Source organism: Bradyrhizobium sp. B025 (genome assembly GCF_042257955.1).
Taxonomy (GTDB): Bacteria; Pseudomonadota; Alphaproteobacteria; order Rhizobiales; family Xanthobacteraceae; genus Bradyrhizobium; species Bradyrhizobium diazoefficiens.
This window is the reverse complement of sequence record NZ_CP170150.1, coordinates 2,356,973-2,372,126: the sequence shown is the minus strand read 5'-3', so window position 1 is coordinate 2,372,126 and position 15,154 is coordinate 2,356,973. Positions and strand designations below refer to the sequence as shown.

Sequence of the window (15,154 nt, the reverse complement as noted above, 5' to 3'; positions counted from 1 at the left end):
CCTAGTGCAGAATGCTTCAGTTGAATCGGCGACTGCTGGTTGGGTGAACCTCTCCCGCCTGCGGGAGAGGTCGGCGCGGAGCGCCGGGTGAGGGCTGCCTCCTCATTGGGAGTCTCTCCGCGGAGACACCCTCTCCCCTACCCTCTCCCGCGAGCGGGAGAGGGAGCGCACCGTCTTCCGGCATCACGTTAGTTAACCGACCGGATCAAATTCTTGATCTTCTCGGCATGCGGGCCGAGCTCCTTGGCGAGCTTGTCGAGATAGGGATCGGCGATCGTCGTAAAACTCTTCTTGTCGACATTGTCGACGATCTTGACGCCCATCTTCTTCAGCTTGTCGGCCGCCGTGCGCTCGAGATCGAACGCCTTCTGCGGCTCCTTGGTGCTGATCTCGTTGGCCGCCGCCTGCACCCACCCCTTCTGCTCCGCCGACAGACTCTGCCAGAGCTTGTCGGAGATGAACACCAGCGCGTTGTTGGCTTCGTGCTCGGTGATGTTGAGGACCGGCGCGACCTCGTAGTGCTTGTTGACGAGGTAGACGTTGATGCTGTTCTCGGCGACGTCGACCACGCCGGTTTGCAAGCTCGTGTAGACGCTGCCGAACGGCATGTGCACGGTCTGGGCGCCATAGGCCGGGAACATCAGGTCTTCGGTCGCGGTCGCCTGGACGCGGACCTTCAGGCCCTTGACGTCGCCGACATTGTGGATTTCCCGCCTGCTGTACATATGGCGCACGCCCTGCGAGCCGGTCGCGATCACGTGCAGGCCCTGCGTGGTCTCGTCGATCATGGTCTTGAGCGCTTCGAACACGCGGGGATCGGCCAGGCCCTTGACGACGTGGTTCTCGTCGCGGAACAGGAAGTGCAGCGACATCACGCCGGCCTGCGGCGAGATCGTCGCGGTGTTGGCCGAGGAGATGATGGCGAACTCGACGTCGCCGGCTTTGACGAGCTGGAGCACCTGCGGCTCCTGCCCGAGCTGCGCGCCGGGATACTGGTCGATGATCATGGTGCCCTTGCTCAATTCCTTGAGCTTGTCGGCAAAGAGGTCGCCCGCGATCGAATAGCCGGTGTTGCGCGGCTGGTCGTAGGCGAAGCGATAATGCTTCACCTCCTGCGCCCCGGCCGCCGTGACGAACAGCATGGCGGACAGAACCGCCAACCCACGCATGGATCGTGCAATCATCGTTTCCCCCTGTTTTATCGCCCGCCGCTTCAGCGGTCTGGGCGTTCGTTCGGGTGGTTGGTCACCCCTTCTCGGTCTGCTTCCCAGTCCTCTGCATGAAATCGAAATCGCAACCCTCGTCGGCCTGCATGATGGTCTCATTGAACAGCCAGGCGTAGCCGCGCCGCGCCTCCTCGGGCGCCGCCGCCGGCTTGAGCGTGGCGCGCCGGCGCTCCAGCTCGGCGGCGTCGACCAGCAGCTCGATGCTGCGCCTGGCAACATCGAGCCGGATCATGTCGCCGTTCTTCACCAGCGCCAGCGGCCCGCCGACGGCGGACTCGGGCGTGATGTGCAGCACGATGGTGCCGAACGCCGTGCCGCTCATCCGCGCGTCGGAAATGCGCACCATGTCCTTGGTGCCGCCGCGCGCGAGCTTCTTCGGGATCGGCAGATAGCCCGCCTCCGGCATGCCCGGCGCACCCTTCGGGCCGGCATTGCGCAGCACCAGCACGTCGTCGGCAGTCACGTCGAGATCGGGATCGTCGACCCGCAAGGTCATTTCCTCGACGGATTCGAACACCACCGCGCGCCCCGTGTGCTGCAAAAGCTTGGGGCTCGCAGCCGATTGCTTGATCACGGCACCGCGCGGGGCGAGATTGCCGTGCAGGACGGCAAGGCCGCCTTCCTTCTTGATCGGATTATTGCGCGGACGGATCGCGTCCTGGCCGGGCACGTCTTCCGCATTCGCCGCGATATCACCCAGCGTCTGGCCGGTGATGGTCTTCGCATCGAGATCGACGAGATCGCCGAGCTGCGCCAGCAGCTTCGGCACGCCGCCGGCGTGATGAAAATGCTCCATGTAGTGCTCGCCCGACGGCTTGAGATCGACCAGCACCGGCACCTCGCGGCCGATCCGGTCGAACACTTCGAGATCGAGCCGGTGCGGCGAGCGATGCGCCATCGCCGTCAGATGGATCAGGCCGTTGGTCGAGCCGCCGATCGCCTGGAGCACGACCTGCGCGTTCTTGAAGGATGCCGGCGTCAAGAGCTCGCTCGGCTTCGGGCCCTTGGTCTTGGCCATCTCGGCCGCAACCCTGCCGCTCGCCTCAGCGAGGCGGAAGCGTTCGGCATGCGGCGCGGGGATCGTCGCGCTCATCGGCAGCGACAGGCCCATCGCTTCGATCATGCAGGCCATGGTCGAGGCCGTGCCCATCACCATGCAGGTGCCGACCGACGGCGCGAGGCGGCCGTTGACCGCCTCTATCTCGGCATCGTCCATTTCACCGGCGCGATATTTGCCCCAGAGACGGCGGCAATCGGTGCAGGCACCGAGCACCTCGCCCTTGTGGTGGCCGACCACCATCGGCCCCACCGGGATGACAACGGTCGGCAGATCGGCGCTGATCGCGGCCATGACTTGGGCAGGCAGCGTCTTGTCGCAGCCGCCGATCACGATCACCGAATCCATCGGCTGTGCCCGGATCATCTCCTCGGTATCCATCGCCATCAAATTGCGCAGATACATCGAGGTCGGATGCGCAAAGCTCTCGGCGATCGAGATGGTCGGGAACACGAACGGCATCGCGCCCGACAGCATCACGCCGCGCTTGGCGGCCTCGATGATCTGGGGGACGTTGCCGTGGCAGGGATTGTAGTCGCTGTAGGTGTTGGTGATGCCGACGATCGGGCGCTCCAGCGCGTCGTCGGAATAGCCCATGGCCTTGATGAACGCCTTGCGCAGGAACAGCGAGAAGCCGGCATCGCCATAGCTCGTCAGACCCTTGCGCAAGCCACTCGTCATCATGCCACTCCATTCACCTTGCCATTGTCGTACAGGCTACCCCCTGATTGTCAATAACGCCGGCGCCTATGGTGGCAATTTCCGGCTCCCGGCACCGCCCGCGACACAAATTATTGACAATCCTCCCCTTCCCTGCTCCACAGGACGGACCGGCCCGGTGCTGAAGGCTGAGAGGATGTCCGACATTCACACCGCAGACGCCATGACGGTCCGGCGCGACGATCCGGACGACGTGGTCGCGCGGCTGGAGGAGGACATCATCTTCGGCCGCCTTGCGCCCGGCGCGCGCCTGACCGAGGACGCGCTGATGTCGGCTTACGGCACCTCGCGCCACTTCGTGCGTCAGGCGCTGGTGGATGCCGAGCGGCGCGGCATCGTCCGCCGCGAGAAGAATGTCGGCGCCACCGTGCGGTTCTATTCGGCAGAAGAGGTTCGGCAGATCTATGAGGTCCGGGAGATGCTGACCCGGCAGGCCGCGCTGATGATCCCCCTGCCCGCGCCGCAAGGCCTGATCGACGAATTGACCACGCTGCAACGGCAATATTGCGCCAAGGCCGACGTGCAGGACCTGCGCGGCATCCATGAAGCCAACGACGCCTTCCACCTCGCGCTGTTCTCCGCCTGCGGCAATCCCTATCTGGTGCGCTCGCTCCAGGACTACATGAACCTGACGCTGCCGATGCGCGCCAAGAACCTCGCCGACCGCGACGGGCTCGCGCAATCGCGGCGCCAGCACGAGCTGATGATCGAGCTCTTGAAGGGCCGCGACAGCTGGGCATTGGCGCAGCTCTGCGTCGATCACATGCAGTTCAGCAAGTCGGATTATCTGGCGCGGATTTCTGGCGAAACCGAGCGCTAGCGCGTGCGCCTGTCGGCCCGCCGGCGCAGCAACAGCCGATGCGGAGAAGGATGAACCACTCGCCGGGGCAATGGAACCCGGCGGAACTCATCCAACCAGTTGATAATCTTCTGGTAGAAGCTGCTCAATCGCTCAACCAATTAACGGGTTGTTAGAGGACTCTATCCCAAATGGTTTCTTGAACAAATAACAACCACGCCGGGTTCCATTGCCCGGAGCAATCGCATGAATGTACCTGGTCTCCTGATCGCAACGGCCTTTGGCGCAGCATTTTTTGCCGGGGAGTATGTGTGGTACTACCAACCCGCTTTCATCAACCCGGACGTCTTGATCAGCACGTTCTCCTCGGAACATATGAAAGCGCGCGCAGCAGTCCGAAAAGCGCTGATCGATCCGGACTCGGCCAAATTCAGCGCATTGCGTTCAATTGACGCCGGCGCGGCGAGGTATGTTTGCGGCGGTGTCGAGGCAAGGGACAAGTCCGGCCAGTCCATCGGAACCGCTTTCGTCTATACCGTGGCCATTGATTTTGCCCGCATCGATGACGACGGACGGATCACGCATCAGCATTCGGGATACCGACCTTGCCCCACCGAAGAGGACAAGGTCGTGCAGCAGCGGCCGGCTCTGTCACCCGGCGTGTCGTCGGTCGTCAGAACCGTTCAGAAAGTCGCCCCCGACGTGCGCATGTCGGTTGCACCCGGCCTCACGACGCCTGCACCGTCGGCGGGCGGATCGTCATCTGGCGGCACAATGGAGCAGCAGGTCCGCGAGCTGGCCGCCCGGACCGTTCCGCCTGATGCTGCAAATGGACAGCCACCAAGCCCGACCGCGAACCGTGGGGTCGCCAAGGAGAGTGAGTGGCAAGCCGATCGACCTCCTGCCGCGTGGCCCACATTTCCTCCGGATCACGCATTGGCGAGATCAACCCGGAAACGAACCCCGTCCGAAGCACTGGCCCTGGCGAAAGACGTCGAGGACCGCTGGAAGCAGGCGGAGTCGTCGGCCGACATTTCGATGCGCCCATCACCGGAGGACATCAACGAGGCATGCCGCGCGCTGCTCTCGATCGATTCAAGACACGCCGAATATCCAAAAGCGTGGGCAGCTTTCGCGCGGTTGCAAAAGATAAGCCGCGACATCGCCAGCGGCTGATTTCGGTGACGCGCTTCGCTCGTCGCCGGGCGCGCAATGACCATTCAGTACCGTCTCAACAGGCCGCGCGCCACGCTGGTCTCGCCATGACCGGCGCAGGCCCGTTTCGGATTCCTGATCAAGTCCGTCCGGACCCGCCTGAACGTCCTTCCGGCGGACTCGGCCACCTCTGGGCGGAATTTTCCGGGATCGTAGCTCTCGCCGTCATGGGCCTTGATGGCCGCAGCATAGGCGTCGATCATCGCCATCGCGGCATCGGGGCCGCCGAGCAGTCGGGCGCCGAGTTGAACGCTGCCGGCACCATCGACCTCATAGCCGGTGCATCGCTGCTCCAGCACCGCGGATGCGGTGACGAGCTGGTCGAGGAACGTTGCTTCGGCCTCGCTGAGCGTCGCGGCCTGCGCCGGCCCTGACACGATTAGTGCGAGCAACGCGACGGCTGGCAGTTTGATTTTCATGCTCGGCCGATCATGTGGATCGATCAGGCGCGCCCCTGACGACTCATGAAAAGGCCGTACAGAAACAGGAGGATGATGGCACCGACCACGCTTCCGATGAAGCCGGCGCCCTCCCCGAACCGGTACCATCCCACGGCCTGGCCGAGCCAGGTCGCAACGAACGCGCCGACAATTCCCAGGACCGTGGTCAAAATGAACCCTCTGGGCTCGGACTTATCGCCGGGCATGATGAACTTCGCGACCAGTCCGACGAGAAATCCGATGATGATCGTCCAAAGGATGCTCATGTCCATCGCTCCATTCGGTCAATTCGAGACATCAAACGTCTGAAGGAATGCGTGATCGCTTGATGGGCCAGACGACGCCGGGAACGACGTTGATCTAGATCAATGGGCCAAAGCAGCCGAGCGGAAAGCTGCAGGCTGCTCTTCCTGGTGAGACGGCGCTCAACGAGCTCCGCAACGCGAAGCGGGATGATGCATGGCGATCATCGGCGAGATCACGCACACGACGACCTATCGCTATGCAAAGCCGGTGACGTTCGGCACGCACCGGGCCATGTTCCTGCCGCGGCGCGGCGCCTCCACCCGGCTGCTTCGCTGGTCCGCTTCGACCAGTCTGCCATCAAAGGTGCATTGGATCACCGACGCCCGCTCGAATGCCGTCACCGTGATGGACTTCAGCGAGCCCGGCAGCGAGCTGACCTTCACCTTCAAGGTTCGCGGCATCTATTTCGGCGTCAAGGGGCTGGAGACGTTTCCGCTGGAGCCGCGGGCCGAGGAAGTCCCCGTGCAGTACACGCCGGATGAGTGGACCGATCTTGCAGGATACCTGCGTCCGCATGCCGACGATCCAGACGGCAGCCATGCGGCGTGGACCAAGAGCTTCGTTGCCGGCGATCAGGACCGGACCGCCGACGTGCTGCGCCGGATGCTGGGCCTGTTTCGCAGCGAGTTCAGCTATCGCGGAAGAGATGCGGAAGGCACCCAGTCCCCCGGCGAGACGCTGCGTACGAAATCCGGGACCTGCCGGGACTTCGCCTGGCTCATGATCGAGACGTTGCGCCGCCTCGGCTTTGCCGCGCGCTTCGTCAGCGGCTATCTCTATGACGCCGCGCTCGACGGCGGCGCCGTGGGGATGACCGGCTCCGGCGCCACCCATGCATGGGTGCAGGTATTCCTGCCCGGCGCCGGCTGGCTCGATTACGATCCAACGAACAGCCTGAGCGCCGGCTTCGACCTCATCCCGGTGGCCATAGCGCGGCATCCGGGGCAGGCCGTGCCGCTGGCCGGCTCGTGGTTCGGCGATTCCGGCGACTACCTCGGCATGTCGATCAATGTCGCCGTTCGCAAGCTCAGCGAAATGCTCGATCCTTCGGAGGGATAGGGCCACAGGCGCGGCGGTCAAACGTCCCGAGGCCGGGCGAGGGCCGGATGATGTCAGTGAGAGAAGACGCGCGTGCCTGACGTCCATGCCCGTTGGTTTCCGACCGGACTGGCCCCGATTTCCCAGCCCGCGCCACCCCACAGGGCGTCAACCACGCCAAGATCGCCCGCGCCGTCACGGACAAAGAAGAGGTTGGGAGCGGAGCTGGTCTGCAGCGCCCCGCTTTCGCCGTTGGCCTGCAGCCTCAAGAGACACCAGATGTCGGCAAGTTTGCTCTCGGCGCGAGCGCCCAGCTCGCCGAGGATCTGCCCGGAATTCGAGGGATTGTTCAAAACATGCGTCTGCAGAGACGTATCGTCCGCGGCTTCGACCTTGACGGCGAACCGGCGCGCAAAGGTCGCGCCGAGCCACGAAATCTTGACAGGCGCGGTCGGCGTGATGTCCTCCTTGAAATGCTCGCTCGCAATGAAGGATTCCGCGTGGGGAATGGCGGCCGTTGACGGGGGATCGAGAGGTTCGCCGGGCTTGCGCTTGAGCGAACATTCGATCCTGGCGCGGGGAACAAGCGACGCGGAGCTGCCGCCAGATTTGTTCTCGTCGGCACGCGCGCTGAAACTGGATGCCGCCAGAACAATAACAAGACATAGGTTGGGCGCTAAGCGGCGCATTGTTTGGCGTCCTTGAATTGCCGATTCAAGAACAAGGTAAACTGTGAATTGCTTCTGTAAATCGAAGATCAGGTTTCTGGTTAAGCTTAAAGCAAGGAACTCATTTGAAGAGAAATGCAAGATATCTGGAACCACGCGCCTGCCTGGCAGCAGCGTGCGACGCACCCGGACGCCTCAAGATCGTATCAGACGCTCGGCGCCCTTGCGATTCACACGCAAGGTGGAAAGCGCGAATTTCAGCGCGCGGTCCCATGAAGCTCTTGATCAGCGAGCCGCTCTACTTGCCCGCCAAGCGCGCGATCGTCTGACCGGCCGGAGGAACCCGCAAGTCCTGTCCGGACACTGGCTGCGGCGTGATCCGGCAGCATCTTGCCTGCGCGCGGAGCGGATCGCTCCACATCCAGCGCACGCGCCAGGCCGGATTGTAGGCGTAGGCCGGGATGCGCCAGAACCAGATGGTTTCGTAGACCCTGTCCCCGAATCGATCCACATCCGGACGTGGCGTTGGCCAGGATGCTGCCGCGACGAGAACGACAGTCAACACCGCGGCCCCTGACAGAACCATCTTGCGCATCTTGCTTCCACAATCGCTAGAATGAAAAGGGCGGTCACTTCCGCGCAACGCAATGCATAGAAGAAACGTTGACGTGTTCCGACAATAGAACGCCTATTTCCAAAAACGGAAATCCGGAACTCTACGGTGTGCACACAGACGTTAGTCGCAAGGAGCCGTTCGGATATCTGCCGCCATCACGATCGTATGCACGTCAACTCGGGATGGGGCCCCTCCACCAGTCTGGCCCGCCCCACCGGGAATCCCAACGCTCACCGCACGAGTGAATTTCTCCCGGCTCCGCAAGCGGGGCCGGGAGAGCGCACCTGCATTCCTCCAGGCAACGACGCTAGCGCTTGGTCCAGTCGATGATGCGGCTCGCATCGCCGTCGAACTCGTTGCTGCAGAATGCGCCACCCTGGTAGTGGTCGCCGACCGGATCCGGCTTCAGCTTGGCCTGCTCGGCCATCGCGTGCTCGCGGAAATCCTCGGCGCGTCCCGTGGGGCGATAGCCGAATTCGTAGGCGCGGTGGTTGTCCCACCAGGCGCGCTCGTTGAGGGAGGCGCCGTAGAAGACCTCGAAATGGATGTCGGGATGTTCGAGCCCGATGCGGCAGAGCTGCACGAGGTCGTCGGGCTTCAGCCAGATCGAGAGCCGGCGCTGGTCGAGCGGCATGTCGCCGAAATTGCCGATGCGCAGGCACGTCACCTTCAGGCCGTGCTTGTCGGCGTAGAGCGCACCGACGGCCTCGCCGAACACCTTGCTGACGCCGTAACGGCCATCGGGGCGCGGGGTGACATCGGTCCCGATCTTGTGGTGGCGGGGATAGAAGCCGACGGCGTGGTTGGACGAGGCGAACACCACGCGCTTGACGCCCTTGCGGTAGGCCGCCTCGAACAGATTGTAGCCGCCTATGATGTTGGCCTGGAGGATGTCGTCCCACGGGCCCTCGACCGAATAGCCGCCGAAATGGATGATGCCGTCGACGCCCTCGCAGATCGCCTCGCACTGCGCGAGATCGGCGAGATCCGCCGCCTTGAATTTTTCGTTCGCGCCGAGATCGGCGGGCGGCTTGATGTCGGAGAGCAGGAGATCCGGATAGATCGGCGGCAGCAGCTTTCGCAGGCTCGTGCCGATTCCACCCGAAGCTCCCGTCATCAGAATACGCGGCATGTCTTCCCTCGCCTGTGGTGACCGATTTGCGGCCGTAGATAACTGATGCTAGCAGACTTGGACAGAGGGAACGCAACAACGAGACCTGCACATGAACGATGCATCGTCCCGCACTCAAGGCTGGCGGCCGGCGACCTATTACCCCGATCCGGCGATAAAGGCACTCGATCCCCGCTTCGAAAAATACTGGCTGAAACTGTCGGCGGTGGAACGGCTGACGACCGGCCTGCGCTGGGCCGAGGGTCCGGTGTGGTTCGGCGACGGCCGCTATCTCCTGTGCAGCGACATCCCGAACCAGCGCATCATCAAATGGGAGGAGGAGACCGGCGCCGTCTCGGTGTTCCGCAAGCCCTCCAATTTCGCCAACGGCAACACGCGCGACCGCCAGGGCCGGCTCGTCACCTGCGAGCATGGCGGGCGCCGCGTAACCCGCACCGAGTATGACGGCAGCATCACGGTGCTGATGGATTCCTTCGGCGGCAAGCGGCTGAACTCGCCGAACGACGTCGTGGTGAAATCCGACGGCTCCGTCTGGTTCACCGATCCGACCTTCGGCCTACTCGGCAATTACGAAGGCTACAAGGCCGAGCCCGAGATCGAGCCGAACGTCTACCGGCTCGATCCCGCAACCGGCAAGGCGAACATCGTCGCCGAGGGCGTGCTCGGGCCGAACGGGCTGTGCTTCTCGCCGGACGAGAAGATTCTGTATGTCGTGGAATCGCGCGGCGTGCCGAACCGCAAGATCCTCGCCTATGACGTCTCAGCCGACGGCACCACGATCTCCAACAAGCGCGTGCACATCGACGCAGGTCCCGGCACGCCTGATGGCATGCGCTGCGACATCGACGGCAATCTCTGGTGCGGCTGGGGCATGGGCGATCCCGAGCTCGACGGCGTCGTGGTGTTCGCGCCCGACGGCGTCATGATCGGCCGCATCGCCCTGCCCGAACGCTGCGCCAATCTCTGCTTCGGCGGCGTCAAGCGCAACCGCCTGTTCATGGCGGCGAGCCAGTCGATCTACGCGCTGTATGTGAACACGCAAGGCGCGCTGGGGGGATAGGCGCAGCTCTCTCCTCCGTCATTCCGGGGCGCGCCGTCTTCGGCGCGAGCTATGATGCGCAATTGCGCATCTGAGAATCCATCGTGCGGCAGCGTCCGAGGCAAAATGGATTCCGGGCTCGTCGCTTCGCGACGCCCCGGAATGACGGGAGAGAGACCAAACGAAAAACGCCGGAGCGGTTTCCCGCTCCGGCGTCATGTTGGTTCAGGCGCTAAGCCTTACGCCGCGTTGAAGCCGGCGACGGCCTTCACTTCGAGGAAGTCCTCGAGGCCGTACTTGCCCCACTCGCGGCCGTTGCCGGACTGCTTGTAGCCGCCGAACGGTGCGGTGCGGTCGTTGGGCACGCCCTGGAGGTTGACGTTGCCGGCGCGGATCTGGCGGGCGACACGCTTGGCGCTCTCGACCGTGTCGGCCGAGACATAGCCGGCAAGGCCATAGGGCGTGTCGTTGGCGATCTGCACGGCGTCGGCTTCGTTCTTGGCGCCGATGATGGTCAGCACCGGTCCGAAGATCTCTTCGCGGGCGATCGTCATGTCGGGAGTGACGTCGGCGAAGATGGTCGGACGGACGTAGAAGCCCTTGTTGACGCCTTCGGGCAGGCCCGGGCCGCCGGCGACGAGCGTTGCGCCCTCGTCGATGCCCTTCTTGATCAGGCCCTGGATCTTGTCCCACTGGCCGCGGTTGACCACGGGGCCGATGGTGGTGCCTTCGGCGCGCGGATCGCCCGCCTTGGTCTTGTCGGCGACGGCCTTCGCGATCGCGGCGACTTCCTTCATCTTCGACAGCGGCACGATCATGCGCGAGGGCGCGTTGCAGGACTGGCCGGAGTTGTTGAACATGTGCATCACGCCGCCGGTCACCGCCTTCGTGAGGTCGGCGCCTTCGAGGATGACGTTCGGCGACTTGCCACCGAGCTCCTGGCTGACGCGCTTCACGGTCGGCGCGGCGCGCTTGGCCACGTCGATGCCGGCGCGGGTCGAGCCGGTGAACGAGATCATGTCGATATCGGGATGCTCGCTCATGGCGGCGCCGACCTCGGGGCCGAGGCCGTTGACGAGGTTGAACACGCCCTTCGGCACGCCGGCTTCATGGAGGATTTCCGCGAAGATCAGCGCCGAGGTCGGCGTAAACTCCGACGGCTTCAGGATCATGGTGCAGCCGGCGGCGAGTGCGGGCGCGACCTTGCAGGCGATCTGGTTGAGCGGCCAGTTCCAGGGCGTGATCATGCCGACCACGCCGATCGGCTCGCGCAGCACCATGGCGGTGCCGACCGGCTCCTCGAAATGATAGTTCTTGAGCACGTCGAGCGTGGTCATGAGATGGCCGAGGCCGGCGCCGGCCTGCAGCTTCTCCGCCATCGGCAGCGGTGCGCCCATCTCGTCGGAGACGGCAGCGCCGATCTCCTTGAGGCGGCCCTTGTAGATCTCGATGATTTTCGTGAGCAGCGCGACGCGCTCCTCGCGGCTGGTCTGGGAGAACGTTGCAAAGGCGCGCTTGGCGGCGGCAACGGCCTTGTCGACATCGGCCTTGGAGCCGAGCGCAACCTCGTACATCGCCTCTTCCGTCGCCGGATTGACCACGGCGGTGGACTTCTTGACGGCGGGATCGACCCAGGCGCCGTCGATGTAGAATTGCATGCGATTGACCATCGTTAACCTCTTGTTGGGGGCATGGTGGGGGCGTTTCGGCAGGCATCCTTGCACGAAAGCGCCGGCAATTGAACCCGCCATATGCGGGGCCAGCGTTGCGGCGGACGGAGGATATATGAGCCGATGGCGGGAACGAGGCAAGGCTCCCTCAGGCGTCATTCCGGGACGGCTCGAAGAGCCGAGCCCGGAATCTCGAGATTCCGGGTTCGCGCTAACGCGCGCCCCGGAATGACGACGTAGTTACCTCAACTACACCGCCATCTTCCGATGCAGCACCGGCGCGCCGGTGGTGAGGCTTTCGGCCGCATCGATGATGGCGTTGGCATCGATGCCGTAGTGGCGGTAGAGGTCGGCGATGCTGCCGGTCTGGCCGAACTGCTCGACGCCGAGCGACTCGACGCGGTGGCCGCGGACGCTGCCGAGCCAGCCGAGCGCGGACGGGTGGCCGTCGATCACGGTCACGATGCCGCAGTCGCGCGGCAGCGGCGCCAGCAGCTTCTCGATGTGGCTGAGGTGCTGCACGCCGCGCCTGTCACGCCGCAATTTCCGTGCTGCGGTCCACCCCGCATGCAGGCGGTCGGCCGATGTGATCGCGAGCAGCCCGATGTCACGCCGGCTCTCGCCGATGAAGCCGGTCGCCTCGATCGCTTCGGGCGCCATCGCGCCGGTATAGGCGATCACGAGCTCGGCATTGGGGCCCGGCTTACGCAGCCAATAGGCGCCGTCGGTGATGCCCTGCTGAAGCTCCGGCGTCATGATCCGCTGCGCCTGCTCGATGCTGCGCGTCGAGAGCCGCAGATAGACGGAACCGCCCTCGCCCGGATCGCGCTGCATGTGATTGAAGCCCCAGCCCATGATCACGGCGAGCTCGTCGACGAAGGCTGGCTCGAACGAGGCGAGGCCATCCTGCGCCATGCCGATCAGCGGCGTCGCGATCGACTGATGCGCGCCGCCCTCGGGCGCAAGCGTGATCCCTGACGGCGTCGCCGCCACCATGAAGCGCGCATCCTGGTAGCAGGCATAGTTCAGCGCATCGAGGCCGCGCTCGATGAAGGGATCGTAGAGCGTGCCGACCGGCAAGAGCCGCGCGCCGTTGATCTGGTGCGACAGGCCAAGCGCCGAGAGCATGATGAAAAGGTTCATCTCGGCGATGCCGAGCTCGAGATGCTGGCCCTTGGGCGAGGCGTCCCAGTTGTAGGTGGACGGAATTTTCTCGCTGCGGAATAAGTCCGCCTTCTCGGCGTTTGCGAACAGGCCGCGCCGGTTCACCCACGGGCCGAGATTGGTCGAAACGGTCACGTCGGGCGAGGTCGTGACGATGCGCCTGGCGAGCTCGCTGTCGCCGCGCGCGATCTCGTTCAGCACGAGGCCAAAGCCCTGCTGGGTGGACATCTGCGGCGCCGGCTTGAAGGCGAGCTGCGCGGGCACCTCGACCACCGGGGCGGTCAGCCGGCGGCCGTCCTGGTTGAACGGCACGCGCGCGAGGAACGCGTCGAGCTCGGCCGAGCTTTGCGCGAGGCCCTCGTACTTGTCCCACTCGTGCCCGGGGCGGATGTTCTGGCTCTCGCGATATTTCTCCATCTGCGCGACCGTCATCAGGCCCGCATGGTTGTCCTTGTGGCCCTGGAACGGCAGGCCCACGCCCTTGATGGTGTAGGCGATGAAGCAGACCGGACGGTCGTGGTCGATGGACTCGAACGCCTCCAGCATGCTCGCCATGTCATGGCCGCCGAGGTTCGACATCAGCGCCAGCAGTTCCTCATCGCTGCGCTTGTCGATCAGTTTGGTGATCGGCCCCTGGTCGCCGATCTCGTCGTGGAGATGCTTGCGGAAGGCCGCGCCGCCCTGGAAGCACAGCGCCGCATAAAGCGCGTTCGGGCAATTGTCGATCCACCTCTTCAGCGCCTCGCCGCCGGGCTCGGCAAAGGCCTCGCGCATCAGGCGGCCGTATTTCACGATGACGACGTCCCAGCCGAAATTGCGGAACATGGTCTCGAACTTTTCCCACAGCCCTTCGCGCACGACGGCGTCGAGCGACTGGCGGTTGTAGTCGACCACCCACCAGGTGTTGCGCAGGCCGTGCTTCCAGCCTTCTGCCAAGGCTTCGAAAATATTGCCCTCATCCATCTCGGCATCGCCGACCAGCGCGATCATCCGCCCTTCGCGGCGGTCCTTCATCCAGCCATGCGCCTTGACGTAGTCCTGCACCAGCGAGGCGAACAGCGTCTGCGCGACGCCGAGGCCGACCGAACCGGTCGAGAAGTCGACGTCGTCGACGTCCTTGGTGCGCGAGGGATAGGACTGCGCGCCCTTGAAGCCGCGAAAATTCTCCAGCTTCTCGCGGCTCTGCCGGCCGAACAGATACTGGATGGCGTGGAACACCGGACTCGCATGCGGCTTCACCGCGACGCGGTCCTCAGGGCGCAGCACATGGAAATACAGCGCCGACATGATGGTGGCGAGCGAGGCCGACGAGGCCTGGTGGCCGCCGACCTTCAACCCGTCCGCGTTCGCACGGATATGGTTGGCGTGGTGGATGGTCCATGACGACAGCCACAGCGCCTTGCGGCTGAGGGCGGTCAGGGTTTCGAGGCGCGCGGAATCGACGGGCATGGCGATGCTCCGGAAAATGACGCCCCGATGATACGCCTGCCGGCCCCGCCAAACTTCTCAATTTTTCGCGCCATACCTGCCGATATTGGGATATTTTACCAATCGAATGCCCCCTGACCCAGGTTTCATCCCAATGCCCGAGCTCGACGCCATCGACCGCAAGATCCTCAGCTACCTCCAGAACGACAGCCGGCTGACCATGCAGGAGCTCGCCGACAAGGTCGGGCTCTCGGTGTCGCCCTGCCATCGCCGTGTCAAGCTCCTGGAGGAGCGCGGCGTCATCTCGCGCTATATCGCGACCGTCGACCAGAAGGCGCTCGGCCTGCATGTCAGCGTCTTCATCTCGATCAAGCTGGCGCGACAGAAGGAGGAGGACCTCAACCGCTTCGCGCGCGCGATCTCGAAATGGGACGAGGTGCTGGAGTGCTATCTGATGACCGGCAACCGCGACTATCTGTTGCGCGTGGTCGCAGCCGACCTCGCCTCCTACGAAACCTTCCTGAAGACCAAGCTGACCCGGCTCGACGGCATCGCCTCGATCGAGTCGAGCTTTGCGCTCAGTCAGGTGAAATATTCGATCGCGTTGCCGGTCTGATGGCCCCGCCGGGTCATTTC

At 64.2% G+C, this 15,154-nt stretch carries 14 protein-coding genes; 5 read left to right on the top strand and 9 right to left on the bottom strand.

Annotation, left to right across the window (positions count from 1 at the left end; translation table 11 throughout):
• Positions 1-188: 188 nt before the first annotated feature.
• Entirely contained in the window at positions 189-1,184 is a 996-nt protein-coding gene (locus ACE10W_RS10980; protein WP_304551500.1) for a TRAP transporter substrate-binding protein, read from the bottom strand.
• 61 nt (positions 1,185-1,245) lie between these two features.
• Entirely contained in the window at positions 1,246-2,964 is a 1,719-nt protein-coding gene (locus ACE10W_RS10975) for an IlvD/Edd family dehydratase (protein ID WP_304551499.1), read from the bottom strand.
• Positions 2,965-3,139: 175 nt separating this feature from the next.
• Between ACE10W_RS10975 and ACE10W_RS10970 the strand changes: the two genes are divergently transcribed.
• Both ACE10W_RS10970 and ACE10W_RS10965 read left to right on the top strand, forming a co-directional pair.
• Positions 3,140-3,823, top strand: a complete 684-nt coding sequence (locus tag ACE10W_RS10970) for a GntR family transcriptional regulator (protein ID WP_028174804.1) — start codon at positions 3,140-3,142, stop codon at positions 3,821-3,823.
• A 225-nt stretch (positions 3,824-4,048) separates the two neighbouring features.
• Positions 4,049-4,978 carry a hypothetical protein gene (locus ACE10W_RS10965; protein WP_304551497.1) on the top strand — a complete coding sequence of 310 codons (930 nt, stop codon included), beginning with the start codon at positions 4,049-4,051 and terminating at the stop codon, positions 4,976-4,978.
• Between the two features lie 44 nt (positions 4,979-5,022).
• Here the strand turns inward: ACE10W_RS10965 and ACE10W_RS10960 are convergent, their stop codons facing one another.
• A complete protein-coding gene (locus ACE10W_RS10960; RefSeq protein WP_304551496.1) occupies positions 5,023-5,436 on the bottom strand; it encodes a hypothetical protein in 414 nt (137 codons plus the stop codon).
• A gap of 23 nt (positions 5,437-5,459) precedes the next feature.
• Complete coding sequence (locus ACE10W_RS10955; protein ID WP_028174801.1) at positions 5,460-5,723, bottom strand: GlsB/YeaQ/YmgE family stress response membrane protein; 264 nt, start codon at positions 5,721-5,723, stop codon at positions 5,460-5,462.
• Positions 5,724-5,916: 193 nt separating this feature from the next.
• Here ACE10W_RS10955 and ACE10W_RS10950 point away from each other — a divergent pair, with 193 nt between their 5' ends.
• On the top strand, positions 5,917-6,822 hold the full coding sequence (locus tag ACE10W_RS10950) for a transglutaminase family protein (protein WP_011085605.1): 906 nt from the start codon (positions 5,917-5,919) through the stop codon (positions 6,820-6,822).
• Between the two features lie 53 nt (positions 6,823-6,875).
• Here the strand turns inward: ACE10W_RS10950 and ACE10W_RS10945 are convergent, their stop codons facing one another.
• From ACE10W_RS10945 to ACE10W_RS10935, 3 genes are all read right to left on the bottom strand, one after another.
• Positions 6,876-7,655, bottom strand: a complete 780-nt coding sequence (locus ACE10W_RS10945) for a hypothetical protein (RefSeq protein WP_304551495.1) — start codon at positions 7,653-7,655, stop codon at positions 6,876-6,878.
• A gap of 112 nt (positions 7,656-7,767) precedes the next feature.
• Positions 7,768-8,064, bottom strand: a complete 297-nt coding sequence (locus ACE10W_RS10940) for a hypothetical protein (protein ID WP_304551494.1) — start codon at positions 8,062-8,064, stop codon at positions 7,768-7,770.
• 328 nt (positions 8,065-8,392) lie between these two features.
• The gene (locus tag ACE10W_RS10935) at positions 8,393-9,217 is read right to left on the bottom strand and encodes an NAD(P)-dependent oxidoreductase (RefSeq protein WP_060911026.1); all 825 of its coding nucleotides are present in this window, start codon (positions 9,215-9,217) and stop codon (positions 8,393-8,395) included.
• 91 nt (positions 9,218-9,308) lie between these two features.
• On the opposite strand from ACE10W_RS10935, the gene ACE10W_RS10930 reads away from it, so the two are divergent.
• Positions 9,309-10,277, top strand: coding sequence for an SMP-30/gluconolactonase/LRE family protein (locus ACE10W_RS10930; protein WP_304551493.1), 969 nt, complete (start codon positions 9,309-9,311; stop codon positions 10,275-10,277).
• A gap of 218 nt (positions 10,278-10,495) precedes the next feature.
• On the opposite strand, the gene ACE10W_RS10925 is transcribed toward ACE10W_RS10930, so the two are convergent.
• Positions 10,496-11,926 carry an aldehyde dehydrogenase family protein gene (locus tag ACE10W_RS10925; RefSeq protein WP_028174796.1) on the bottom strand — a complete coding sequence of 477 codons (1,431 nt, stop codon included), beginning with the start codon at positions 11,924-11,926 and terminating at the stop codon, positions 10,496-10,498.
• A gap of 249 nt (positions 11,927-12,175) precedes the next feature.
• Positions 12,176-14,539, bottom strand: coding sequence for a transketolase (locus tag ACE10W_RS10920; protein ID WP_304551492.1), 2,364 nt, complete (start codon positions 14,537-14,539; stop codon positions 12,176-12,178).
• Positions 14,540-14,672: 133 nt separating this feature from the next.
• Between ACE10W_RS10920 and ACE10W_RS10915 the strand changes: the two genes are divergently transcribed.
• Positions 14,673-15,134, top strand: coding sequence for an Lrp/AsnC family transcriptional regulator (locus ACE10W_RS10915; protein WP_027546512.1), 462 nt, complete (start codon positions 14,673-14,675; stop codon positions 15,132-15,134).
• Positions 15,135-15,154: the final 20 nt, after the last annotated feature.